Genomic DNA, 21,957 nt, shown 5'->3' with positions numbered 1-21,957 from the left:
AGAACCAATCCGATGAAGAAAAAACAGACCAATTTGCCGGATTGGTCGGCGCTGATCCCGGTCCTCCCGGGCGACGGCCCGCGCAGCCGCGAGCTTTATGCGGCGCTCAGGCGGCTGATCGAGACCGGCGCGCTGGCCGCCGGGGCCAAATTGCCGACCACCCGGGATCTCGCACAGCGCTTCGGCCTATCGCGTTCGGCGGCGGTTGCCTGTTTTGAAATGCTGGTCTCGGAAGGCTTCGCCGTCGCCAGGATCGGTGCCGGAACCTTCGTCGCGCCTGACGTGCCGCATCTGCCGACAACACTGGTCAAGCCACGGCCACCCGAGATCGATGCCGCCACCTCGCTGCCTTGCGGCCTTGGCGTGGCGGTGTCCGATCCGCGCACGCTTAATTTGTTTCGCATCCTTCTGTCGCGCCACCTCGCTCGCCCCGGGCCGGAGCATTTCCGCTATGGCGATCCGCGCGGCGGCCTGCCGCTGCGCACGGCAATTGCCACCTATCTCAGGACCGCACGCGGCGTGCGCTGCGATGCCGGCCAGATCGTGCTGACTTCGGGCACGCAGCAGGGGCTGGATCTTCTGGTGCGCGCCGCGCTCAGCCCCGGCGATGCCGTCTGGATCGAAAACCCCTGCTATCCCATGGCGCAGGCCGTGCTGGCCGGCAGCGGCGCCAGGGTTTTTGGGGTACCGGTCGACGCGGAAGGGCTCGATCCCGAGATCGGCGAAAGCCTGTGCTCCAAGGCGCGCGCGGCCTATGTCACGCCCTCGCATCAATATCCGCTCGGCGTGACGATGACGATGCGCCGCCGTCTCGCTTTGCTCGACTGGGCTCGGCGCATCGATGCCTGGATCATCGAGGACGACTACGACAGCGAGTTCCGCTATGCCGGCCCGCCGCTGACCTCGCTGCAGGGCATGGACGGTTCAGACCGTGTCGCCTATCTCGGCACCTTCTCGAAAATCCTCTTCCCCGGCCTGCGCATCGGCTATGTCGTGGTGCCCGAAGCGCTGCTCGATGCCGTGATGGCGGTCAGGGCGCGCTCCGACCGCTTCCCCTCGACGCTGGCCGAAGGCGCGCTGACCGACCTGTTGAACGAAGGCCATTTCGCCGCGCATCTCCGGCGCGTGCGCCGCCGCGTCCAGGCCGCGCGCGACGTCCTGGTCGCCGGCCTCGAGGCGCATTGCGGCGATGCCCTCGAAGTAACCGTGCCCGAACAGGGGTTGCATTTGATGGCGACGCTGAAGGACGCCGGGCCGGACACCGCGATCGTCGAGGCGGCGAAGGCGGCGGGTGTCGGCGCCAGGGCCTTGTCCTCAATGTTCATCGGCGGGGCGCCTCGGCAAGGTCTGGTGCTGGGTTTTTCGGGGTTTTCGGACGAGGAGTTGATGGCCGCGACGGTGCGACTGGGTGGGGTGGTTCGGCAGCAAGCCCGGTGAGCCAACGAGAACCGCCTCATTGGTGCGCCGGCATCGAACTGTAGAGCCCCGTCAATCCCCATCCGCTGGCCCGGCCTTGCCGCACTGCGCCAGCACCTTGCCGATGGCCGCGCTGGAGCCCTTCAGCGGAAAGCTGATCTCGCCATATTTGGCTGAACTGACCGACACATCGCCTTTGCCGCGCAGCAGGTCGAGCAGCGGATCGGCTTTCGCCAGATTGACCACGAAGTAGTTGTACATGGCCTCCAGCTGCAGTGTCTTCGTTACCGTCTTGCCGTCGGCCTTGAACGCGAACGAACCGCTGATGCCAGGTTCCAGCTGCTGGCCGGCGGCACCGAGATCGTAGCTCAGCACTGGCGTGTCGAAACAGGTGAGCATCATATGCGCATCGCCTTTCGGCCCGCCGCAGACCGAAGCCGTCAGCACGCTGCCGCCCTCGTCTTCCTCCATCTTGGCGCTCCAGCCACCGCACGACGCGGCAAACGCCGGCTGCGCGGCCTGCACGACGGCCAAGGCACCAGCGACGATGAGATGTGCAATTCTCATGCATGACTCCCCCAATTGACTGCCTCCAGGGCATTTGCAGCGCCCGTCGGCAGCATATAGGAAAAGCGATCCGATGGCATTGCCCGTTGCGGCAGCCGGTCCTGTTTCGTGGAGAGTTGGATTGAGAGCCTGCGTTCGCCTGTGTCTGTCCTTTGCCGCCCTGCTTGCCTCGCCGCTCACCGCTCGTGCCGAGTGGAAGCCGGTCGAGAAAATCGAGCCCTACGCGATCTCGGGCCGGTCCGGCGCCGAACTCTACCGCTCGATCGGCGAGAAAGGGCCAAAGCTCGGCATTGCCCGCGCCATCGCCTACACCAATTTCAAGCTGACCTGGGGGTTAAGGGACTACAAGCCCAGTGGCAAGGACTGCGTGCTGACGGCCGGGCGGCCGAAGCTGATCGTCACCTACACCTTGCCAAAACCCTCCGGCTCCCTGCCGCCCGCCGTCCAGAAGAACTGGGAAACTTTCATCGCCGGCGTCGCCGCCCATGAGAAGGTGCATGGCGCCAGCATGGTCCAGATGGTCCACGACATCCAAGCCGCGACGAACGGCCTGACCGTCGCCGACGATCCCAAATGCAGCAAGACAAGGGCCGAGGTGGTGAAGCGGCTCGACGCGATCTCGAAGGCGCGGGTGCTGGCAAGCCGCGATTTCGACCGCGTCGAATTCGGCGATGGCGGCAATTTACAGAAACTGGTTTTTTCGCTCGTGACCGGCCCCTGACTGGAGCGGACCGCAGTCCGAAGTTGACGGCAGTGCTATCTTCGACCGCTGGCGCCGGCCGCTTCGCCCAGCTCACCGCGTTTCAGCGCTCGCCCTCAGCTCCGCCCGCTTCTCGTCCGAGACGACGGCCAGATCCAGCACCTTCTGCAATTCGGCGGCATGGCGGAAGGACGGTTCGGTCTGCACGCCGGATCGCACCGCGTCAGTGAAACGCTGGTAGTTGGTCGGCACCGTGCCGGCGTCGAGCTCTTCCCATATGGCGTTCTCGACGTTTTCGCCGATGCAGGCCTTGAGCGCCGAGCCGTCGAGATTATGCACCACCTCGATGCCGCCCTTCTCGCCATAGATGCGCAGGCGCAGTTCGTTGAGATGGCCCGTTGCCCAGCGGCTGGCATGCACCACGCCGAAGGCGCCGTTGGAAAAGTCCAGCGTCATGGCGAAGCTGTCATTGGCGTCTAGCCCGTAGTCGCCGATGCGGTTGCCGGGCGCCTTGTCGAAGGCGCGCAGCCGGCAGAAGACATGGTCGATGTCGACGGCTGCGCCATAGCTGGCGAAATCGAGGATGTGGATGCCGACATCGCCAAGCACGCCATTGGAGCCGTGGCCGCGTGACAGGCGCCACAGCCATTTCGGATCGGTGCGCCAGTCGCCCCAGAATTTCGACACCAGCCAGCTTTGCAGGTAGGACGCCTCGACATGCCTGACGGTGCCGATCTCGCCCGCCTGCACCATCTGGCGGGCCTTCTGCAGCGCCGCCACATTGCGATAGGTGAGGTTCACCATGTTGACGATGCCGGCGGCCTCGGCGGCGTCGGCCATCTCGGTCGCCTTGCCATAGTTTTCGGCTAGTGGCTTCTCGCACAGCACCGGCTTGCCGGCGGCTATCAGCGCCATGGTGGTCGGGTGGTGGATGCGGTCCGGCGTGACATTGGCCACCGCGTCGAACTCACCCCATGTCAGCGCCTCCTCCAGCGCGGTAAAGCGGTTGGGAATGTCAAAACTGTCGGCGAACTCGACGACCCGTGCCGGATCGACATCGACCGCGCCGACAATGTCGACGCCGTCGATGGCGGTGAAGCGCCGCGCATGTTCCTGCGCCATCCAGCCGGTGCCGAGTATCAAAAGCCGCATTCTTTGCTCCTTGGGGTGAGATGCCGGGATCCCCTCCCGGCCGACGCCCTCAAATAGCGCGTATGATGCCGCCGTCGACCCGGATGTTCTGGCCGGTGATGTAGCCGGCGCCTTCGGACGCCAGGAAGGCGATGGTCGCGGCGATCTCTTCCGAGGTGCCATAGCGCTGCATCGGCACACTGTCGCGGCGTTCTTCTGTGGCCGGCAGGCTGTCGATCCAGCCGGGCAGCACGTTGTTCATGCGCACATTGTCAGCGGCATAGGTATTGGTGAAGATCTTGGTGTAGGCGGCAAGCCCGGCGCGGAACACAGCGGACGTCGGAAACATCGGGCTCGGCTCTACCACCCAGGCGGTCGAGATGTTGATGATGGCGCCGCCCTTCTGCTTGACCATCTGCGGCGCCACGATGCGCACCGGACGGATGACGTTCAGCAGATAGACATCCATGCCGGTGTGCCATTGCTCGTCGGTGATTTCGAGGATCGGCGCGCGCGGCCCGTGGCCGCCGCTGTTGACCAGCACGTCGATGCGGCCAAAACGTTCGAGCGTCAGGTCGACGAGACGCTGCAGATCTTCATTGGATTGGTTGGAGCCGGTGACGCCCAGCCCGCCCAATTCCCCAGCCAGCGCCTCGCCTTTTCCGGACGACGAAAGAATGGCGACCTTGAAGCCGTCCGCCGCCAGCCGCTTGGCCGCCGCCGCACCCATGCCGCTGCCGCCGGCCACCACCACAGCTACTTTTTCTACACTCATCGGATTTTCCTCTCAGGGTTTGCGGGCACCGCAAGCGGTGTTTTCGGGAGCTGAGCGTTGATATAGCTGGTTTTCCCCGCTGGTTCGAACCAGAATGCCTGAAATCAACCTGTAGAAAAACTCCTGTATGCCCGAAGCCTTCCTCAGCCTGCCGCCATTGAATGCGCTGCGCGCCTTCGAAGCCTCGGCGCGTCATCTCAACTTCCGCATCGCGGCCGAAGAGCTGAACGTAACCCAAGGGGCGGTCGCCCAGCACATTCGCGGGCTGGAAGCCGATCTCGGCACAAAGCTGTTCGAGCGGCTGCCGCGCGGCCTGGCGCTTACCGATGAGGGCCGCGCCTATGTGCCCAACATCCGCCGCGCCTTCGACCTGATCTCGGAGGCGACGCTGCTGTTGCGCCCCGAACCGGCACGGCTGACGATCAGCGTGACGCCGAGCTTCGCCACTAAATGGCTGATCCCGAGGCTGCACGACTTCGTCGCGCACAATCCGCTGGTCGATCTGCGCGTTCTGGCCAGCGAGAGCCTGTCGAGCTTTCAGGCCGATGGCGTCGACATCGCGGTCAGGCAAGGCCGCCCGCCCTTCGGCGCTGGGCTGATCGTCGACCTGCTGTTTCCCCAGCAGATCGTCGCCGTCTGCAGCCCGGCCTTGCTGCCGGAAGGTGTTGCTGAAATCGCAGCCTCCGAAATCCAGCACCATGTGCTGCTGCACGATGCCCACAATCTGTGGCCGGAATTCATGGAGAAAGCGGTCGGCCTGAAGATGACGACCGAATTGAAACGGATGCGCTTCAACCAGACGGGCCTCGCCATCGACGCGGCCGTCGCCGGCCAGGGCATTGCGCTGGCCAGCCGCTTCCTCGTAGCCGCTGATCTCGCCACGGGCCGCCTGGTTCAGCCCGTCAGCGGCGAAATGCGCGGCACGCAGGATTTTTATGTCGTGATGCCGAGAAAACAGCGCCACCCCGAGCCTACGCAAGCCGTGCGGCAATGGTTGCTCGATGCCGGAGACGGGCTGCCAGTCTAGATCGGCAGCAAGGCGTCGGGCTTCACATTGGCGATCGAAGCGTAGGTGTGTGTCTCCCGCACCCCGGGCAGCGGCAGGATGACGCGCTGCAGGAAATCCTGGAACATCGCCATGTCGGCGATGCGCGCCTTGACCAGATAGTCGAAGCCGCCGACCACCATGTGGCATTCGATGATCTCAGGCGCCCGCAGAACCGCCTCGGCGAAGCGGTCGAACACATGCGGCGCCGTGTGGTCGAGCCGCACCTCGATGAAGACGAGCTGCGCCTGCCCGATCCGGGCCGGATCGAGCACCGCGCGCACGGCGCGGATGAAGCCTTCGGCGAACAGCCGCTTGACGCGCTGCGTCGCCCCGGTCGGCGACAGGCCGACCCGGCGCGCCAGATCGAGCGTCGTGCGGCGGCCGTCCTCCTGCAACAAACGCAGCAGCGAGCGGTCGATACGGTCGAGATCGTCCATTTCAGGATCACACTTTTTGAGCAGACCAAACGTGATAATCACGCCAAAATAGCAAAAACAGTATATTTCATCACGCTCCCGGACCGCAATACCGTTGTCGTGCAACCGACAACGAAAGCGGATCCCATGACATCAGCGATATCGACCTCCCGCAGCGCCCAGGCCAAGGGTGACATGCCCGTACTCATCCTGAGCGAGGCCGAGGTGAAAACCTGCATCGACCTGCGCCAGCTTCTCGACGTGCTCGATGGCGGCTTCAAGGCCTTGTCCGGCGGCAAGGTGGTCAAACCGGCACGGCCGCAGCTCGATGTTCCGCAGGCCGGCTATTCGCTGGCGATGTCGGCATGGATAGCGGGCATGCATCTGACGGTGAAGATCGTCAACGTCTTCGAGGGCAACGTCGCCAAAGGCATCCCCAGCCACCTCGCCACCATCCATCTGTTCGACCCGCAGACGGGCATGCCGGTCTGCGTCATGGACGGCACCTACATCACCGCCGTGCGCACCTCCGGCTCGGCCGTGCTTTCGGTGCGTGAACTCGCCCGCCGCGACGCCAAGGTCGCGACGGTGGTCGGCGCCGGTGTGCAGGCCGGCCAGCATCTGCATCTTCTGCCGCTGGTGCGCGACTTCACCGAGATCCGCGTCGTCTCGAAGGAATTCGCCGATGCGCAGGCGCTTGCCGCGCAACATCCCGGCGTTGTTGCCGTCGCCGATATAGAGGCCGCGGTGCGCTCGTCCGACGTCGTCTGCCTGGCAACGCATTCCTATGCGCCGGTGATCTCGGCCGACTGGGTGCGGCCCGGCACTCACATCTCATCGGTCGGCGTCGCCCCGCCCGGCGGCGAATTGCCGGTCCAACTTATCAGCCGGGCCAGCCTGTTCGTCGAGACCAGGGACGCCTTTGCTCCGACGCCGGTCGGCTCTTGCGAACTGGCGGGCATTGATCCGAAAGCCGGAATCGAGCTCGGCGACATGCTGCTCGGGCGGCGGCCGGGACGGGTCAGCGCCGATCAGGTCACCGTCTACAAGGCCATGGGCGTCGCCATGGAAGACATGGTGGCCGCCGACCTCGCCTACCGCGAGGCGGTTCGGCGGGGAATGGGACGTGTAGTTGCGCTGTAGCGGAGCCGCTCAATTGTGGAGCCAGCGCCGCCCGTCGATAGGATCGTCCTTCTCCCCGTTTACGGGGAGAAGATGGCGGCAGCCAGATGAGGGGCGGCACCAACGTGGAGGGTTGGGACCAGCCCCTACCCCTCCACCGTCTCCAGCACGCTCAGCAGCGCGCCCTCCATGTCAGGCTCGTCGCCGGAGCAGACGCACAGCATCTCGGCGTCGCCCTCGCCCACCGACAGGTAAGCGTGACCCATGGTGGAATCGATATAGACGCTGTCGCCCTGTTTCAGCCGCACCGGCGCGTACTGGTCGGTGTGCAGCTCGATCTCGCCCTTGAGCACGATCAAAAATTCCTCGCCGGCATGCCTGGTCAGCGGCCCGAATTCCTGCGGCGTGCGGGCGCGCGCATAGGCGTGGATCGGCACCATGCGCTTGCGCACCAGATCGGTGGCCAGATAGCGGTAATCGTAGTTGCGGGTCAGCTGGCGCAGCGTGTTGGACTGCGAGGTCACCGAACGACGGGTGCGCGCGGCCGGCTGCTTGCGGTCCCCGCTCAGCAACTCGGTGACATGGATGCTCAGCCCCTCGCAGACCTGCAGCAGCTTGTCGTAGCTCAGCGACATCTGGTCGTTCTCGACTTTGGACAGCGTCGACACCGCGACGCCGGTCAGCGTGCTGACCTCCTGCAAGGTCCAGCCATGCGTCTTTCTCAAGCCGCGCAGACAATCACCGAGGTTCGGTTGCTCCGACATCGTCAGCTCCTGGCGCGGCCACTGAGCCGCTTCTTCACCCTTGGTAGTCCAACTCCCTGCCGCCATCAACAACGCTAATAATTTTCTTATACGCTAAATATTGACTGGATACGAAATTATTTCTACCCCTAGAGCATGCAGTCCAAGTCTCTCCAAAAAATCGTCGTCATCGGCGGCGGCATTGCCGGCCTTTCGCTGGCGGCGGCCGTGCAATCCTGGGCCGAGATCACCGTGCTCGAGCGCGAGCTGCATCTCGGCTACCACGCCAGCGGCCGCTCCGCGGCGCTGTTTTCCGAAACCTATGGCAATGCGCTGGTGCGGGCGCTATCGCTGGCCAGCCGGCAGGCGATCATCGATGGCGGCTTCGCCGCCCACCGGCGCGGCGCGCTGCACGTCGGCGGTGTCGAAGACAGTGCAGCCGTCGACCGCATGGCGGCCGAGATGCAGGCGCTGGTGCCGAGCGTACGGCGCCTGTCGGCCACGGAAGTCACCGCGCTGGTGCCGGTCATCGCCACGGCAACCACCTGCGGCGGCGTCCATGAACCCGGCGCGCTCGATGTCGACACGGGAAAGATGCTTGCGGCTTCAGCCTCCGCGCTCAAGGCCGGCGGCGGCGTGATCCGCACCGGCCAGGAAGTGCTGGAGATTTCTCGCGTCGCAAACGGCTTCAGCGTCACCACCAGTGCCGGCGCCTACCAGGCCGACATCGTCGTCGACGCCGCTGGCGCCTGGGTCGATGTCGTCGCCGGGCTGGCCGGTCTCTCCGGTCTCGGCTTCCGGCCGAAGCGCCGCACCGCCTTCCTGTTCGATCCACCCGCCGGCACGGACATCAGCGCCTGGCCGCTGGTGGTCGATTTGCATGAACAATTCTACTTCAAGCCCGATGCCGGCAGGTTGATCGGCTCGCTGGCCGACGAGACCGATTCCGAACCCTGCGACGCCTTTCCGGAAGACATCGACGTCGCCATCGCCGTCGACCGCATCGAACAGGCGACGTCGCTGCGCATCGGCCGTCCGTCGACGCCGTGGGCTGGCCTGCGCACCTTTTCGCCCGACCGCACGCCGGTCATCGGTTTCGACCCGCGCCTGCCCGGCTTCTTCTGGCTTGGCGGCCAAGGCGGCTACGGCTTCCAGGTGTCGCTGACGCTGGCGCGGCTGGGTGCGGCGCTGCTGCGCGGCCAGCCGCTGCCGGACGATCTCACGGCACGCGGTATCACCTCCGCCGCGCTTGCGCCCGACCGTTTCATCACCCCGGCGGCGACGCCATGAACTTCACCGGCCTGCCCTTCCCTCAACCCGTAAAGTGTCATCAGGAGCGTTTGCGATGAAATCCGTTCTGCGCGCAGTCCTTACCTCGTCCTTGCTGGCCTCGTCCGTCCTTCTTGGCGGACAGGCCTACGCCAAAACCCTGGTCTATTGCTCGGAAGCCAATCCCGAAACCTTCAACCCGGCGATCGGCACGGCGGACTCCACCATGGATGCCGCCGCCAAGACGATCTTCAACCGGCTGGTCGAGTTCAAGCCTGGCACCACCGAGGTCGGGCCGGCGCTGGCCGAAAGCTGGGAGGTCTCAGCCGACGGCAAGATCTACACGTTCCACCTACGCCACGGCGTGAAATTCCAGTCGAACGACCACTTTACACCGTCGCGCGAGTTCAATGCCGACGACGTGCTGTACACCTTCAACCGCCAGCGCGACGCCAGCAATCCCTACCACAAGCTCGGCGGCGGCGCTTACGAGTACTTCAACGCACTGGGCATGGGCTCGCTGATCGACAAGATCGACAAGGTCGACGACCACACCGTGCGCTTCTCCCTGACGGCGGCCAACGTCACCTTCCTGCCCGGCATTGCGCTCGACTATCTCTCTATCCTGTCGTTGGAGCAGACCGAAAAGATGGTCGCCGCCGGCACGCCGGAACTGATCGATAGCGAGCCCGTCGGCACCGGCCCGTTCGTGCTGCAGGCCTATGTGCCCGACAGCCAGATCCGCTACGCCGCCAACAAGGATTACTGGCGCGGCGCGCCGAAGATCGACACGCTGGTGTTCGCCGTCACGCCCGAACCGACCACGCGCGTCGAGCGTCTCAAGGCCAATGAGTGCCAGGTCGCCGCCCCGCCGCCGCCAAGCGCCGTCGCCGATTTGCGCACCGACCCCGACATCACCGTGCTCGACCTCAAGGGCCAGAACATCGGCATTCTCGGCTTCAATGTCGAACACCAGCCGCTCGGCGATGTGCGCGTGCGCATGGCGCTGGCCAAGGCCGTCGACCGCAAGGCGATCGCCGACGCCGTCTATGCCGGCGCCGGCACGGTCGCCGGCAGCGTCGTGCCGCCGGCGCAGATCGGGGCCGTCACCGACGCCGGCATCGACTATGACCCGGATGGCGCGAAGGCGCTGCTGAAGGAAGCCGGCCACGAGAGCGACCTGAAGATCAGCCTGTGGGCGATGCCGGTATCGCGGCCCTACAATCCCAATGCCAAGCGCATGGCCGAGATGATCCAGGCCGACTGGGCGAAAGTCGGCGTCAATGCCGAGATCGTCAGCTTTGAATGGGGCGAATATCTCAAGCGCACCGCGGCGGGCGAACAGGACGCCTATCTGCTCGGCGGCAGCAGCGACAATGGCGACCCCGACAACATGCTGAGCTACCTGCTGTCCTGCGACGGCGTGAAGGGCGGCTCCAACCGCTCGCGCTGGTGCGATCCGGCCTTCGAGAAGCTGCTGCAGGACGGTCGCGTCGCCGCCGATCCGAAACAGCGCGCCGACATCTACGCCAGGGCGCAAGCGATCCTGAAGGTCGAGGTGCCGGTGGCGCCGATCGCCCATTCGGTGGTGGCGATCCCGATCCGCAAGAGCGTGCTCAACTACGTGCTCGACCCCTTCGGCCGGCAGAACTTTGCCGCTGTCGATATGGCGGAGTGAAGCTTGGCGACCCTGCCCTCGGGCCCGGCCGGGGGACGCACCGACATGAATAAAACCAGTAATTTGGCGGCGAAAGCAGAATCCATGCGTGAAGACCTCAACGCTCTCCTCAAAGCCTATCTCACCGATGGCGCGGTGGGCGCATCACTCGCATACTCCACTGGCGCCGCACCAACCGCCATCACTGCCGGCCTCGCCGACCGGGAGCATGGCGTTGCCGTCTCGCCCGACCGCCTGTTCAAGATCGGCAGTTGCACCAAGACCTTCGTCGCCGCCGCATTGGTCAAGCTCGCTCAGGACGGCAAGCTCGAGCTCGGCGCACCGATCGCCTACTGGTTTCCCGACCTCCCAGGAGCAAAAGACATTTCGGTGCGCCAGCTGATCAACCACCGCAGCGGCCTGCCGGAGTTTGAATATTACATTCCGATGGATCCGAGCCGGCAATGGACGCCGCAACAGCTGGTCGACATAGCCTTCGTTTCCGACAAGCAGAAGGCGCCAGGCGGGCCCGCCGTCTACAACAACACCGGCTATGTGCTGGCCGGCATGGTGATCGAGGCTGTCACCGGCCAGTCGCTGGGCGGCTATGTCAGAAGCGCGGTGCTGCACCCGCTCGGCCTGGAGAATACTTGGTCGCCGGCAACCGAGGCCTTTCCGGAGAAATCGATGGTGCGCGGCTATTACCACCGGCCGCCGCCGGCGGCGAATGCGCCCGCCGATATCGCCTCGGGCGGCGAGATGTGGCGCATGGACGGCGTGCTGCCCTACTCCGACGACTTGCAGGATTCCTCCGATTCCTTCCCGTTCGGCGCCGCTTATGGCTGCGGCGACATGGTGTCGACGCCGTCGGATATGGTGGCCTTCACGCGCGGTCTCTTTTCCGGAAAGCTGCTGTCGCCGCCCTTCTTCGACGAAATGTTCGAACATCGCGTCCCGGCGAGTTTTCCGGGCACCCGCATGCGCGAAACCGGTGCCGGCATGTTCCAGAGCGCCTACGCCAACCGCGCCTTCTACGGCCATCAGGGCAGCATCCCCGGCTACGTCGCCGTGATGCTGCACGACCCGCTGTCCGGCCTGACCATCGCCATGACCAGCAATGTCGGCTCCGGCAACCGGCTGTCCTTCCAGGCCAGTGGCCTCCATCCGGTGGTCGATAAGGCGATCAGGATAGCTCTTGGATGAAGGGTAGGGCCTATTCTGCGCCGCTACATTCGCCTCATGGCGCCAGAGCGCGAAGCGCGGCGTTGGCGGCGATGCTTTCATAGAAATCCTTCGGGCAATCGCTGGCGGCGAGCCGGTAAAGCCGCAAAGCTTCATCGTTATATGCATGGAGTTGGCTGAGTTCGGCAGTGTAGAAATTGGCCTCGCACACCTGTCCGGTTTTCGTAGCCGCGTCCGGATCATCGGCGGCGGCGAGCGTTTCGGCCGGCGTCTTCTCGCCGAGCAGCATGCGAACCACCGGCGCCGGCCACTTCGTCATGTCGAGCTTGCCAATTGCATCCTGCAAATGGCCCGCCGCTCCGTTGCGCCGCTCCACGATGTCCAGCCAGATCGCAAAATAGGCGTTGTCGGGCGCCAGCCCCGCCCCTTGCTCGAAGTCCACCTGCGCCTTGGCAGGCGTGTCCGAATACAAATAGACGATGCCCCGACCCAGAAAGGCATAGGCATATTTCGGATCGATACTGGTCGCCTTGTCATAGTCAGCGATGGCGCGGGCATAGTCCCCCTTTGCCCACAATACCATGGCTCGGTTGCCGTAATCTTCGGACGCCGGATCCAGATCGATGACGTGGTTATAGTCATCCAAGGCGCGGTCGTAATTGCCCTTCCTATGCCAAATCTCGCCTCGACCGATATAGAATTTGGCATCTTTGGGATCGAGGCCAATCGCCTTGTCGTAGTCGGCGATGGCGCGATCATCATTGCCCTTCCTATGCCAGGCCAGGCCGCGGTTGCCGTAAGCAGCGCTGTCTTTCGGACCGAGCGTAATTGCCCGGCTATAGTCCGCGATGGTTCGGTCGTAGTCGTGCTTTGCAAACCAGGCCCGGCCCCTGTTGTAGTAGGCAATGCCTAATTTCGGATCGAGAGTGATGGCCTTATCGTAATCGACGATGGCGCGGTCGTATTGGCCCTTATCCACCAAAATCACGCCTCGATTGACGTAAGCACGGAGATATTTCGGATCAACTTCTATTGCCTTGGTGTAGTCGGCCATCGCACGGTCCTGCTTGCCCTTTTGCGACCATAGCAGGCCTCGATTGTAGTAAGCGCCCGCGTACTTCGGATCGAGAGCCATGGCTTGGTCGTAGTCGGCCATGGCGCGGTCGTAATCGCCTTTGGTCGCCCAAATCAGACCTCGATTGGTGTAGGCATCTGCACTCGGATGGAGGCTGACCGCCTGGTCGCTGTCGGCCATGGCATGGTCATAGTCGCCCTTGGCAATCCATGCCATCGCTCGATTGTAGTAAGCACTCGCAAACTTGGGGTCGAGGCCAATGGCCTGATCGAAATCGGCCATAGCGCGATCCAAGTCGCCCTTGGCCGCAAATGCGGCACCCCGGTTGTTGTAGGTTTCGACTCGTTTCGGGTCGAGATCGAGCGCCTTGGTGTAGTCGGCAAGAGCACGATCATTGTCGCCTTTTCTGAACCAGGCATAGCCTCGACCGTTGTAGGCGTCGGCGCGTTTTGGATCGATGCCGATCGCCTTCTCGAAATCGGCCATAGCCTGGTCGAAATCATCTTTGTGGACCTCGATCAGGCCCCGATTCAAGTAGGCGTCGACCTGCGCGGGTTCGAGGCGGATTGCCTGATCGATATCGGCGATTGCGCGGCCATCGTCGCCCTTCACACTCCAGCCAGCGCCGCGCCTGAGGTAAGCGGTGCTGCGCTCATCAACGCGTCTGGCCGCATCGTCGATGACGTATGTGCAGGCCTCCATTTGCCGAGCGCTACCGGCGACTTGGCCAACGCAGTCGGCAAAGTTTACGTCAGCCGCGCCACACCCTGCCAGTGCCAGCAAGGCGGCAACGCAGGTCAGCTCTCGCCAGGAAAGCCAAAGCAGCTTCAGAACCGATCCGATCGACTCGCCCCCTATGTAAGGCAGTTGCGCAAAATCTTGCTCAACGGTTTGACTGTAATCGATAAGATTTTTTGAGCAATCGCCAAAATGTCTACTTGAAAAGGCGCCCTCCAGCCTTCGTCCGTCCAGATCAGGCGCAAGAGGCGCAGCAGCGTTGCGCGCTCTTTCTTCGTCAGCCGATGCAGGAAGCGGTCCTCGTGTCGGCGAACCTGCTGCCGCCACCCAGACATCGCCGCCCGGGCGGCCTGAGCAACGGCGAGCATCTACGCGCGCCCGTCGCCGGCATGATCGAAGGAATTCCTGCTCACCGATGCGCTGCCGCGCACCGGTCGGCGGACAGGACTGAGGCGTCGATCAGACCGCAGGCGCACCGCGAAAAATCGTAACGGCCGCCGCGACGATTTCCGCATTGTCCTTGGCTGCCCTGCCATCGGCGAGCGTCTTGCCGTCTTCCAGACCGACCCGTGTCGACCAACGCTTGCGATGCGCAAGTTTGACGAAGGGCCAGACAGTTGCATCAACGCCATGCAGCAGGATCGGCCGCCGTACCCCGGCGCGCTCGAGCACGGCGACGATGCCAGGCGCTTCGTCGAGTGCAGCGGACAGGTCCGGGATGTCGATCTCGATCAGAATGCGCAGCACCTGGTCGTGGCCGGGAAGCGCTACGAAGCGCTCGGCATCGGCGACAACGGCAAGCCCCGCCTCGATGCCGACACCACGCTGGCGCAGCAGTTCCATCACGGCGGGCGCATCCGCTTCGGACAGGTTGACCGAAGCATAGTCAGGCAGGTCTCGCCAGCCGGCGATCGCCGTGCGGGTCCGCTCGACGTCGTTCTCGATCCAGGCGCCGGTCGACACGCCGACCAGTGTTCCCGGGCAGGTCCGGCGCACCGCCAGCACGGTGGCGTCGACGGCTGCCAGGCTTTCGCGCCCGTCAGTGCCGCGCGGATGGATGTGCAGTTCGGCCGCTCCAGCGGCGACGCAGGCTGCCGCATCGTTGGCCATTGCCTCGGCAGTCAGCGGCAGCTTCGGGTGGAAATCGCGCACGCGCGCGCCGTTGATGCAGGCCTGGACGATCATCGGTCTCACCTTGCGCATTGACAGTCTAATCACGCGGCGGTGAAGCCGCCAATCTCCCCCCTCGTGGGGGAGATGCCCGGCAGGGCAGAGGGGGGCGTGACAGATCTCCAGCCTCTCTGATCTACAACTTCATTTCATCAAGCGTGCAGGCTGCGAAACAGATCGAAAATCTGATTGTTCAGGTCGGCAGGACAGCGCCCCCCTCTGTCCTGCCGGACATCTCCCCCACACGGGGAGATCGGCAGCATCAACGCCGCGCGCCTCCCCGCAACATTCGGCGGCATTTGAATAAAAGCCGCTTGTGGATATTTACCCGGCGTTCCCTCGTCTCCGGCAAGGTCTTCTAGGGCGGGATCATGGAGGGACCATTGACCAGCGATTTTTCAGCCGCCCGCATCCACCTCGAACGCGCCTATCATTATCTGCAAGGCAACGACGAGACGAGTCGCGCGGCCTGTGAAGCGCTCGATCTGTTGATCGAAGCGGTGACGGAGGCGCAGCACAGGCGACCCGAGGCTGGAGTGCTGGAGTTTCCGCAATCGACGGCGCGCCGAACCGGATAGAATGCGGCGAGTTTCAGGTCAGTTCGGCCTGGCCTGAAACTCGCCGCACCCGGATCACGATGCCTTGCGGGCCGTCGCTCCCTTGGTCGCACGCGCGACAATTCGTTCCAGCGGCTCTGGCCGGTGCAGCAAAAATCCCTGGCCGAAGGCGACGCCCATGTCGCTCAACATGGCCAGCGTGTCCTGCTGTTCGATCTTCTCGCCGACCACGTCACAGCCGAGGCTGCGGGCGATGCTGGTGATGGCCAGCACGATCTCGCGGTCGAAACGGCTTTGCGTGATGTGTTCGATGAAGGAACCGTCGATCTTGATCGTGTCGACGGGGAACCGCCGGAGATATTCGAACGAGCTCATACCGGCGCCGAAATCATCAAGGCTGACCCGGCAGTGCCGCTCGCGCGCCTTGCGCACAAACTGTTCGGCCGCGTCGAAATTGGTGACGGCGGCGGTTTCGGTGATCTCGAAGCCGATGCCCGAATGCGGCGCCCCGGTTTCTTCTATGACGTTGTCCACGAAGTCCCAAAGCTGCGGGTCGCTCAGCGTCTGCGCCGACAGATTGAAGCCAAGCGTCAACGCCCCCGAACGCAAGGCGGCACCATGCCGCGACAGCGCGGTGCGGATGATCCAGCGGTCGAGCCGCGACGCGATGCCGAACCGCTCGGCCACCGGAATGAACTCGCCGGGTGGCACCAGCCGGCCGTTGCGGGCGGCGAGCCTGGCCAACACTTCGACATGGCGGCTTTCCAGCCAGGGACGGCCCAGCCGATGGATTTCCTGGCCAAACAGCTTCAGCCTTCCGTCTTCCATGGCATCGACCGTATCGGCGACGACGCGCGCCGCGTTGAGGCCACCCGAACCCGATGCCGTATCGGTGGAGAAGACGGCAAATCGGTTCCGCCCGGCGGCCTTGGCCGCGTAGCAGGCGTCGTCGGCGCAGGCCAGCGCGTCGGCCACCGTCGTGTTGGCGTCATCGACGAAAGCGATGCCGATTGAGGCCGCCAGCTTGCGCGACGTGGCCGTCGATCCTAGTTCGGCATCGCGAACCGCGGCAAGTACCGCGTCGGCCAGCATCCCGGCCTGCGCCGTATCGCAATTGGGCATCAGCAGCGCGAACTCGTCACCGCCCAGGCGCGCGGCATGCGCCGTCGGGGGAAGGCAGCCCAGAATGCCTAGGGCAACGCTTTTCAGTGCCAGGTCGCCGGCCGCGTGGCCGGCAAAATCGTTGAGCGCCTTGAAGTAGTCGAGATCGACGTAGAACACGGAAAGCGGCAGCAACTGCGGGGCCGCGATGTGATCGGCCAGCAGCCGGTCGAACGCGGCGCGGTTCAAGAGACCGGTGAGCGCGTCATGGCGGGCCGCATAGGCAAGCTCCTGCTCGCGCTGCTTGTCTTCGGTGATGTCGCGCACCGTGCCCAGGATCTGCCCCGCCAGCCGGCGGTCCGGGATTTGCGGGTCGGCGATGAAACGCAGCAGGGATTCTATGTGCCGGACCTCTCCGTCGCGCCGGACGATGCGGTATTGCACGGCGGTGACCTTGTCCGTTTCGAGCGGCACCAGATGCGCGCGCGACGCGGCCTCCTTATCATCCGGATGCAGATAGCCGAACCAGTGGTCGCGCTCGACTTCGGCGGTGTCGGAGACAAGCCCGAAAATCTCCCTGGTGCGTTCGTCCCAATAGCTTTTGCCGGTGGCGAGGTCGTGGTGCCAGATGCCGGTACCGCTGGCGGCAAGCGCCAGGCGGAAGCGCACATTGACCTGCTCGAGTTCGGCTTCGGCCGCCTTCTGCTTGGAGATGTCGGTCTGCACACCCATCAGCCTGAGCGGCTTTCCCATCGCGTCGCGCTCGACGGCGCCGCCGCGATCGAGCACCCACACCCAGTGTCCCTGCTTGTGCTTCAGCCGCAATTCGGTCTCGATGGCGTCGGTCAGGCCGGCAATGTGGCGGTCGCCGCTGGCCAGCGCCCGCTCGCGGTCGTCGGGATGGGTCAGTTGCAGCCACAGGTCGCTGGTGTTGGCAAGTTCGCTCTCATCGTAGCCCAGCATCCGCGCCCAGGTCGCGGAATAGAAGCAGTCGCCGGTTACAAGATCCCAGTCCCAGACACCAAGATGGGCGCGCTCCAGGGCCTTGGCCCAGAACGTTCCATTGCGACTTTTCTTGCCCTGACGCGCCATCGTCTGCTTCGCCTGCTCCACCGCAGGGCAATCTGCGGCAAAACCAGAGAAGAAACAGTTACCGCGGCGATGGCGGGCTGCTTTGTTGGCTCCTCACCTGCCGCCTCTGCTCTTCGATTGGCCGGCAAGAACCGGAGTTTCGCATCGGCCGGATGTTCCTAGTCATGGCTCCAGGTCATCGCCAATCCGATGATCCCGGATCATCGGCGGCGCCGATGATCACGTTGCACAGACAAGAGGACCTCCCAATGACCAAGCAAGAAGACAACAAGGCCGTCGTCGTCAGATGGTTCACCGACTTCTGGGGTGAAAGCTGCGACCTGTCCGTCGTCGACGACATCGCGGCACCCGACATGCTGCTGAAATACTCGCTGCACGAGCCGCGCCGCGGCCGCGACGACATCAAGGCCTTCATGAGCGGCTTCCGCGCCGCCTTCCCGGACCTCAACTTCTGGGCCACCGCCGACCTGATTGCCGAAGGCGACTATGTCGTCGGCCAGTGGGAGGGCGGCGGCACGCATACCGGTCCGGCCTTCGGCGACTTCCTCGCCGGTTCGCTGCCGGCCGCCACCAGCCGCACCATGCGCTTCACCGGCACCACGGTGCTGAAGGTGGTCGACGGCAGGATCGTCGAGGAGATCGGCCTCGATGACGGCGTCGCCGCCCTCACCCAGCTCGGTCTGATCAAGGCCGCCTGAGCCGATCAGGCAAAACGATCGTTCGGGCCAGGCGGCGTTAATGCCGCCTGGCCTCATTGCCTACTGGCTCGGCGCCATTGCGTGCTCGCATGACACTTTCGGGTTCATGTCGGCGAACGTACCTGTCGGGTTGCCTTTCCAGGCCCAGACATGCAGTTCGTAGAATTCACCCAGCCCATAGCGGTTGGGGGCGCTGTTGAAGTTGAACAACTGGCCGTCCAACGATGCCGGTCCTTTCGAAGTGATGTACTCGACCGCCACCAGCTTCAGCGCGCCATCGGCCAACGGCTCGTACATCACGGCTTCGGGACGGGCGATGTCGATCTTGTCGTCGTTCAGATACCGGCCGTTGACATAGTGAATGCCCATGGCGCCGCCGGTGATGCCGCTGGCACAGGGAATAGGCGAATAGCCCTCTGATACCGCTGTCTTGACGTCGATGAACCGGCTGTTGGCAGCCCGCACCTTGTCGGCCAGCGGGTTAGAGCCGGAGGCAGCTTCAGCCGGCTCCTGATGCGCCTGCGCAAGGGTAGTCCAGATTGCCAGCATGGTCCCCGCCATAAGAAGTCCGCTGCGAAAGTTTGATGTCATCTTCATTCCATTCTTCTTGAAAAAGCAAAGCTGGCCGGCCGCCGAAAATACGGAGGCCCGGCAGGCAAGCGCTGTGGCTGTTGTTGCTTGGATATCCCGAAATCGATGCGACTACCGGGAAGGATCATCCCTTCGGCAGATATGGGATCGTTCCGGCCAGATCGGTGTTGTCAATCATCTGGAAACGGCTGTCGCTGCCGCCCTGACGGGCCGACACGAAGGGCGCGTAGGCAGGGTCGGTGGTGAAGGCGCGCGCCGCCGCTTCCGACGGGAACGCCATCAGCGCGATCAGCGTGGTATCGAGCGGCTTGCCTTCGAGGGTCTTCACATTGCCGCTGCGCGACAGATATCTGCCGCCATGTTTGTGGACGAGGTCGTGCACCGAGGCGGCATAGGCCGGCACCCACTGCGCGTCGTTTATCTTGATGTCTGCGATAACGTAGGCGGTCATGGTAGTCTCCTGGTTGCGGTGCACAGGGGTATCCCGTGCAACCGGCCAAAGGGCTCGCATGGCAAGGCACCCGCCAACCAGTCCGCGATCTGTACCGGGGCAGTACAGTTTCCGTACTGGCCGCTTCATCCAGGAAGGCCTAATATTCGGTCAGGTTTGAGGGAGAGGCACCAATCATGAGCCAGCACGGATACAAACAATTCTGCCCGCTATCGATGGCCGCCGAGGTGCTGTGCACCCGCTGGACGATGGTGCTGATGCGTGAACTGGTGGCCGGCTCGACCCGCTTCAACGACCTGCGCCGCGGCGTTCCCAAAATGTCGCCGACCCTTCTGTCGCAACGGCTGAAGGAACTTGAGATCGCCGGGATCGTCGAGCGCAAGGAAGTGCCGGGCGAAAAAGGAATCTTCGAATATCGGCTGACGGAAGCCGGCCGGGATTTGCGCCCGGTCGTCGAGGCAATGGGCTTCTGGGGGCAGAAATGGGTCGAGTCCCGGCTGTCGCTGAAGAACCTCGATCCGTCGTTGCTGATGTGGGACATGCGGCGCAATCTAAACCCCTCGCCGCTGCCTGAAGGGCGCACGGTGATACAATTCCTGTATCCGGATCTCCCGGCGTCCAAACGGTCGTGGTGGCTGATCGTCGAGAAGCACGGTGAGGTCGATCTGTGCTGGTACGATCCGGGCTTCGATGTCGACCTCTACGTCTCGACCGACCTGCACACGATTACGGCGATCTGGATGGGAGTGCTGACCGTCGAGAAGGCCGGCGCCAGGGTTGCCCTGACTGGTGACCAGGCCATCGGCAGGAAGATGCAGACCTGGCTCGGCCTCAGCCCGTTCGCGGTGGAACCCAAGCGCGCGGCTTAGCAGGGCCGAGGGCGCTTGGCAGGAAACGGGTGGCGAGACCGGCTTTTGACGGCTTCAATGCCGGCCATGTTCATCACCTTGGCGAAAAATCTGAAATCCGAGCCGCTGCAAATCGCCGACGATCCGCGCTGGGCACGAATCGTCGCGCGCGACAAGTCGGCCGACGGCGCATTCTGGTATTCGGTGGCGACGACCGGCGTCTATTGCCGGCCTTCCTGCCCGTCTCGGCGCGCCAATCCGAAAAATGTGCAGTTGCACGACACGCTCGATCAGGCCAAGGCCACCGGCTTTCGGCCGTGCCGGCGCTGCCGCCCGGATGGCCCGTCGCTCGAGGCCGGCAACGCGGCGATGGTCGCCGCTGCCTGCCGCAGGATCGAGCAGAGCGAGGAAGAACCATCGCTGGCTGAACTGGCTGATGCTGCCGGCCGCAGCACCGGTTACTTCCATCGTATCTTCAAGGCGGCCACCGGGCTGACACTGAAGGACTATGCCGCCGCGCACCGCGCCGCCAGGGTCCGCCAGGGCCTGGAAGACGGCGCCAGCGTGACGACGGCGATTTACGATGCCGGTTTCAACTCAAGCGGACGTTTTTACGAGAAATCCACTGGCATGCTCGGCATGACGCCGACGCGCTATCGCGCCGGCGGCGCCGATGAAGAGATCCGCTTCGCCGTCGGCGAGACCTCGCTCGGCACCATCCTGGTCGCGTCCAGTCAAAAGGGCGTCGCCTCGATCCTGCTCGGCGACGATCCTGACGCACTGGTGCGCGACCTGCAGGACCGTTTCCCCAGGGCACGGCTAATCGGCGGCGATCACGACTACGAGGCGCTGGTCGCTCGCGTCGTCGGTTTCGTCGAAGTTCCGGCGCTCGGTCTCGATTTGCCGCTCGACGTGCGCGGCACCGCCTTCCAGCAGCGTGTCTGGCAGGCTTTACAAGACATCCCCGTCGGCCGCACGGTTTCCTATGCCGACATCGCGCAGCGCATCGGCGCGCCGAAGGCAACCCGTGCCATCGCCGCCGCCTGCGCCGCCAACAACCTTGCCGTCGCCATTCCCTGCCATCGCGTGATCCGGAAAGACGGCGACCTGTCCGGCTATGCCTGGGGCGCGGAGCGCAAGCGCGCGCTGCTGGAGCGTGAGGCCGGCGAATCTGACAGCGCCTACCGATCCGCGCGGAGATGACGGCCAAGCATGCGCGCGATGGCAAGATCTCATGACAGCGTCACCAATCGGACAGCTCGCACCACCGCCGCCGGCAACCGCGCGAAGTCCCAGGTCATGGCCGCCATCGGCGGGCTGGTCGATGAGGGTAAGGCTGAGTGGAACCACACCGCAACCGGCGACATCGAGCTGCGCCTGCTGAGCGGTGAAGTGTTCGTGCTCGGCGAGGTGTCGGTCACGCGTGTCGAATGAGCACCATCAGCGCTCTACGGCGCCCCCCTCTGTCCTGCCGGACATCTCCCCGACAAGGAGGGAGATTGGCAGTTCCGGCGCCGGCTCTCGTCCTGCAACGTTGGAGATTGGAGAAGGCCGTGATGACAGCCAATCTCCCCACCCGTGGGGGAGATGTCCGGCAGGACAGAGGGGGG

22 protein-coding genes are annotated in these 21,957 nt (G+C 64.2%); 12 read left to right on the top strand and 10 right to left on the bottom strand.

From position 1 onward, the window contains the following. Window positions 1-12 precede the first annotated feature (12 nt). A complete protein-coding gene (locus EJ079_RS19565) occupies window positions 13-1,437 on the top strand; it encodes a PLP-dependent aminotransferase family protein (protein ID WP_127809848.1) in 1,425 nt (474 codons plus the stop codon). Between the two features lie 51 nt (window positions 1,438-1,488). Here the strand turns inward: EJ079_RS19565 and EJ079_RS19560 are convergent, their stop codons facing one another. Beyond that, entirely contained in the window at window positions 1,489-1,983 is a 495-nt protein-coding gene (locus tag EJ079_RS19560; RefSeq protein WP_245481703.1) for a hypothetical protein, read from the bottom strand. Between the two features lie 121 nt (window positions 1,984-2,104). Between EJ079_RS19560 and EJ079_RS19555 the strand changes: the two genes are divergently transcribed. Next, window positions 2,105-2,704, top strand: a complete 600-nt coding sequence (locus EJ079_RS19555) for a DUF922 domain-containing Zn-dependent protease (RefSeq protein WP_127809847.1) — start codon at window positions 2,105-2,107, stop codon at window positions 2,702-2,704. A 72-nt stretch (window positions 2,705-2,776) separates the two neighbouring features. On the opposite strand, the gene EJ079_RS19550 is transcribed toward EJ079_RS19555, so the two are convergent. Continuing rightward, window positions 2,777-3,835: a Gfo/Idh/MocA family oxidoreductase gene (locus tag EJ079_RS19550; protein WP_127809846.1), complete on the bottom strand. Its 1,059-nt coding sequence runs from the start codon at window positions 3,833-3,835 to the stop codon at window positions 2,777-2,779. A gap of 49 nt (window positions 3,836-3,884) precedes the next feature. Next, window positions 3,885-4,589, bottom strand: coding sequence for an SDR family oxidoreductase (locus EJ079_RS19545; RefSeq protein WP_127809845.1), 705 nt, complete (start codon window positions 4,587-4,589; stop codon window positions 3,885-3,887). Window positions 4,590-4,716: 127 nt separating this feature from the next. On the opposite strand from EJ079_RS19545, the gene EJ079_RS19540 reads away from it, so the two are divergent. Then, on the top strand, window positions 4,717-5,616 hold the full coding sequence (locus EJ079_RS19540; RefSeq protein WP_127809844.1) for a LysR substrate-binding domain-containing protein: 900 nt from the start codon (window positions 4,717-4,719) through the stop codon (window positions 5,614-5,616). Here EJ079_RS19540 and EJ079_RS19535 read toward each other — a convergent pair. Further along, complete coding sequence (locus EJ079_RS19535) at window positions 5,613-6,074, bottom strand: Lrp/AsnC ligand binding domain-containing protein (RefSeq protein ID WP_023813853.1); 462 nt, start codon at window positions 6,072-6,074, stop codon at window positions 5,613-5,615. The genes EJ079_RS19540 and EJ079_RS19535 overlap by 4 nt on opposite strands. A 126-nt stretch (window positions 6,075-6,200) precedes the next feature. Here EJ079_RS19535 and EJ079_RS19530 point away from each other — a divergent pair, with 126 nt between their 5' ends. Continuing rightward, on the top strand, window positions 6,201-7,196 hold the full coding sequence (locus EJ079_RS19530; RefSeq protein WP_127809843.1) for an ornithine cyclodeaminase family protein: 996 nt from the start codon (window positions 6,201-6,203) through the stop codon (window positions 7,194-7,196). Between the two features lie 125 nt (window positions 7,197-7,321). Here EJ079_RS19530 and EJ079_RS19525 read toward each other — a convergent pair whose 3' ends face one another. Continuing rightward, the gene (locus EJ079_RS19525; RefSeq protein WP_127809842.1) at window positions 7,322-7,939 is read right to left on the bottom strand and encodes an XRE family transcriptional regulator; all 618 of its coding nucleotides are present in this window, start codon (window positions 7,937-7,939) and stop codon (window positions 7,322-7,324) included. A 135-nt stretch (window positions 7,940-8,074) separates the two neighbouring features. Here EJ079_RS19525 and EJ079_RS19520 point away from each other — a divergent pair, with 135 nt between their 5' ends. The 3 genes from EJ079_RS19520 to EJ079_RS19510 all read left to right on the top strand — a co-directional run bounded on the left by EJ079_RS19520 (window position 8,075) and on the right by EJ079_RS19510 (window position 12,047). Then, the gene (locus tag EJ079_RS19520; protein WP_127809841.1) at window positions 8,075-9,208 is read left to right on the top strand and encodes an FAD-binding oxidoreductase; all 1,134 of its coding nucleotides are present in this window, start codon (window positions 8,075-8,077) and stop codon (window positions 9,206-9,208) included. A gap of 55 nt (window positions 9,209-9,263) precedes the next feature. Then, on the top strand, window positions 9,264-10,865 hold the full coding sequence (locus tag EJ079_RS19515; RefSeq protein ID WP_127809840.1) for an ABC transporter substrate-binding protein: 1,602 nt from the start codon (window positions 9,264-9,266) through the stop codon (window positions 10,863-10,865). Between the two features lie 84 nt (window positions 10,866-10,949). Then, on the top strand, window positions 10,950-12,047 hold the full coding sequence (locus EJ079_RS19510) for a serine hydrolase domain-containing protein (RefSeq protein ID WP_127809839.1): 1,098 nt from the start codon (window positions 10,950-10,952) through the stop codon (window positions 12,045-12,047). 34 nt (window positions 12,048-12,081) lie between these two features. Here EJ079_RS19510 and EJ079_RS19505 read toward each other — a convergent pair whose 3' ends face one another. Both EJ079_RS19505 and EJ079_RS19495 read right to left on the bottom strand, forming a co-directional pair. Continuing rightward, window positions 12,082-14,166, bottom strand: a complete 2,085-nt coding sequence (locus EJ079_RS19505; protein ID WP_164873817.1) for a tetratricopeptide repeat protein — start codon at window positions 14,164-14,166, stop codon at window positions 12,082-12,084. A 132-nt stretch (window positions 14,167-14,298) separates the two neighbouring features. Beyond that, complete coding sequence (locus EJ079_RS19495) at window positions 14,299-15,024, bottom strand: 3-keto-5-aminohexanoate cleavage protein (RefSeq protein WP_127809837.1); 726 nt, start codon at window positions 15,022-15,024, stop codon at window positions 14,299-14,301. Window positions 15,025-15,392: 368 nt separating this feature from the next. Between EJ079_RS19495 and EJ079_RS19490 the strand changes: the two genes are divergently transcribed. After that, window positions 15,393-15,587 (top strand): hypothetical protein, encoded by a 195-nt coding sequence (locus EJ079_RS19490; protein WP_164748793.1) that lies wholly within the window; start codon window positions 15,393-15,395, stop codon window positions 15,585-15,587. 54 nt (window positions 15,588-15,641) lie between these two features. Here EJ079_RS19490 and EJ079_RS19485 read toward each other — a convergent pair whose 3' ends face one another. Further along, entirely contained in the window at window positions 15,642-17,759 is a 2,118-nt protein-coding gene (locus tag EJ079_RS19485) for an EAL domain-containing protein (RefSeq protein WP_127809836.1), read from the bottom strand. Window positions 17,760-18,007: 248 nt separating this feature from the next. Here EJ079_RS19485 and EJ079_RS19480 point away from each other — a divergent pair, with 248 nt between their 5' ends. Then, a complete protein-coding gene (locus tag EJ079_RS19480) occupies window positions 18,008-18,457 on the top strand; it encodes an ester cyclase (protein ID WP_127396995.1) in 450 nt (149 codons plus the stop codon). A gap of 60 nt (window positions 18,458-18,517) precedes the next feature. Here EJ079_RS19480 and EJ079_RS19475 read toward each other — a convergent pair whose 3' ends face one another. Together EJ079_RS19475 and EJ079_RS19470 are read right to left on the bottom strand one after the other, a co-directional pair. Next, a complete protein-coding gene (locus tag EJ079_RS19475; RefSeq protein WP_174800315.1) occupies window positions 18,518-19,054 on the bottom strand; it encodes a hypothetical protein in 537 nt (178 codons plus the stop codon). A gap of 118 nt (window positions 19,055-19,172) precedes the next feature. After that, window positions 19,173-19,499: a DUF1330 domain-containing protein gene (locus EJ079_RS19470; protein ID WP_127809835.1), complete on the bottom strand. Its 327-nt coding sequence runs from the start codon at window positions 19,497-19,499 to the stop codon at window positions 19,173-19,175. A gap of 176 nt (window positions 19,500-19,675) precedes the next feature. Between EJ079_RS19470 and EJ079_RS19465 the strand changes: the two genes are divergently transcribed. The 3 genes from EJ079_RS19465 (at window position 19,676) to EJ079_RS19455 (ending at window position 21,781) form a co-directional block, all read left to right on the top strand. After that, on the top strand, window positions 19,676-20,368 hold the full coding sequence (locus tag EJ079_RS19465; protein ID WP_127396730.1) for a helix-turn-helix domain-containing protein: 693 nt from the start codon (window positions 19,676-19,678) through the stop codon (window positions 20,366-20,368). A 66-nt stretch (window positions 20,369-20,434) separates the two neighbouring features. Further along, the gene (gene ada, locus EJ079_RS19460) at window positions 20,435-21,550 is read left to right on the top strand and encodes a bifunctional DNA-binding transcriptional regulator/O6-methylguanine-DNA methyltransferase Ada (RefSeq protein WP_127811368.1); all 1,116 of its coding nucleotides are present in this window, start codon (window positions 20,435-20,437) and stop codon (window positions 21,548-21,550) included. Between the two features lie 18 nt (window positions 21,551-21,568). Further along, a complete protein-coding gene (locus EJ079_RS19455) occupies window positions 21,569-21,781 on the top strand; it encodes a hypothetical protein (RefSeq protein ID WP_245481702.1) in 213 nt (70 codons plus the stop codon). The last annotated feature ends 176 nt before the right edge of the window (window positions 21,782-21,957 follow it).

Source organism: Mesorhizobium sp. M7A.F.Ce.TU.012.03.2.1, from assembly GCF_004006095.1.
Classification (GTDB): Bacteria; Pseudomonadota; Alphaproteobacteria; order Rhizobiales; family Rhizobiaceae; genus Mesorhizobium.
Note: the sequence above shows the minus strand (reverse complement) of the source record. Positions and strands in the feature narration are given on the sequence as shown.

Coding starts and splice junctions, on each gene's coding strand:
- EJ079_RS19475 (WP_174800315.1), bottom strand. CDS start 19,054: ATGAAGATGACATCAAACTTTCGCAGCGGACTTCTTATGGCGGGGACC.
- EJ079_RS19455 (WP_245481702.1), top strand. CDS start 21,569: ATGGCAAGATCTCATGACAGCGTCACCAATCGGACAGCTCGCACCACC.
- EJ079_RS19525 (WP_127809842.1), bottom strand. CDS start 7,939: ATGTCGGAGCAACCGAACCTCGGTGATTGTCTGCGCGGCTTGAGAAAG.
- EJ079_RS19470 (WP_127809835.1), bottom strand. CDS start 19,499: ATGACCGCCTACGTTATCGCAGACATCAAGATAAACGACGCGCAGTGG.
- EJ079_RS19480 (WP_127396995.1), top strand. CDS start 18,008: ATGACCAAGCAAGAAGACAACAAGGCCGTCGTCGTCAGATGGTTCACC.
- EJ079_RS19510 (WP_127809839.1), top strand. CDS start 10,950: ATGCGTGAAGACCTCAACGCTCTCCTCAAAGCCTATCTCACCGATGGC.
- ada (WP_127811368.1), top strand. CDS start 20,435: ATGTTCATCACCTTGGCGAAAAATCTGAAATCCGAGCCGCTGCAAATC.
- EJ079_RS19515 (WP_127809840.1), top strand. CDS start 9,264: ATGAAATCCGTTCTGCGCGCAGTCCTTACCTCGTCCTTGCTGGCCTCG.
- EJ079_RS19545 (WP_127809845.1), bottom strand. CDS start 4,589: ATGAGTGTAGAAAAAGTAGCTGTGGTGGTGGCCGGCGGCAGCGGCATG.
- EJ079_RS19565 (WP_127809848.1), top strand. CDS start 13: ATGAAGAAAAAACAGACCAATTTGCCGGATTGGTCGGCGCTGATCCCG.
- EJ079_RS19485 (WP_127809836.1), bottom strand. CDS start 17,759: ATGGCGCGTCAGGGCAAGAAAAGTCGCAATGGAACGTTCTGGGCCAAG.
- EJ079_RS19530 (WP_127809843.1), top strand. CDS start 6,201: ATGACATCAGCGATATCGACCTCCCGCAGCGCCCAGGCCAAGGGTGAC.
- EJ079_RS19495 (WP_127809837.1), bottom strand. CDS start 15,024: ATGATCGTCCAGGCCTGCATCAACGGCGCGCGCGTGCGCGATTTCCAC.
- EJ079_RS19535 (WP_023813853.1), bottom strand. CDS start 6,074: ATGGACGATCTCGACCGTATCGACCGCTCGCTGCTGCGTTTGTTGCAG.
- EJ079_RS19560 (WP_245481703.1), bottom strand. CDS start 1,983: ATGAGAATTGCACATCTCATCGTCGCTGGTGCCTTGGCCGTCGTGCAG.
- EJ079_RS19520 (WP_127809841.1), top strand. CDS start 8,075: ATGCAGTCCAAGTCTCTCCAAAAAATCGTCGTCATCGGCGGCGGCATT.
- EJ079_RS19465 (WP_127396730.1), top strand. CDS start 19,676: ATGAGCCAGCACGGATACAAACAATTCTGCCCGCTATCGATGGCCGCC.
- EJ079_RS19550 (WP_127809846.1), bottom strand. CDS start 3,835: ATGCGGCTTTTGATACTCGGCACCGGCTGGATGGCGCAGGAACATGCG.
- EJ079_RS19540 (WP_127809844.1), top strand. CDS start 4,717: ATGCCCGAAGCCTTCCTCAGCCTGCCGCCATTGAATGCGCTGCGCGCC.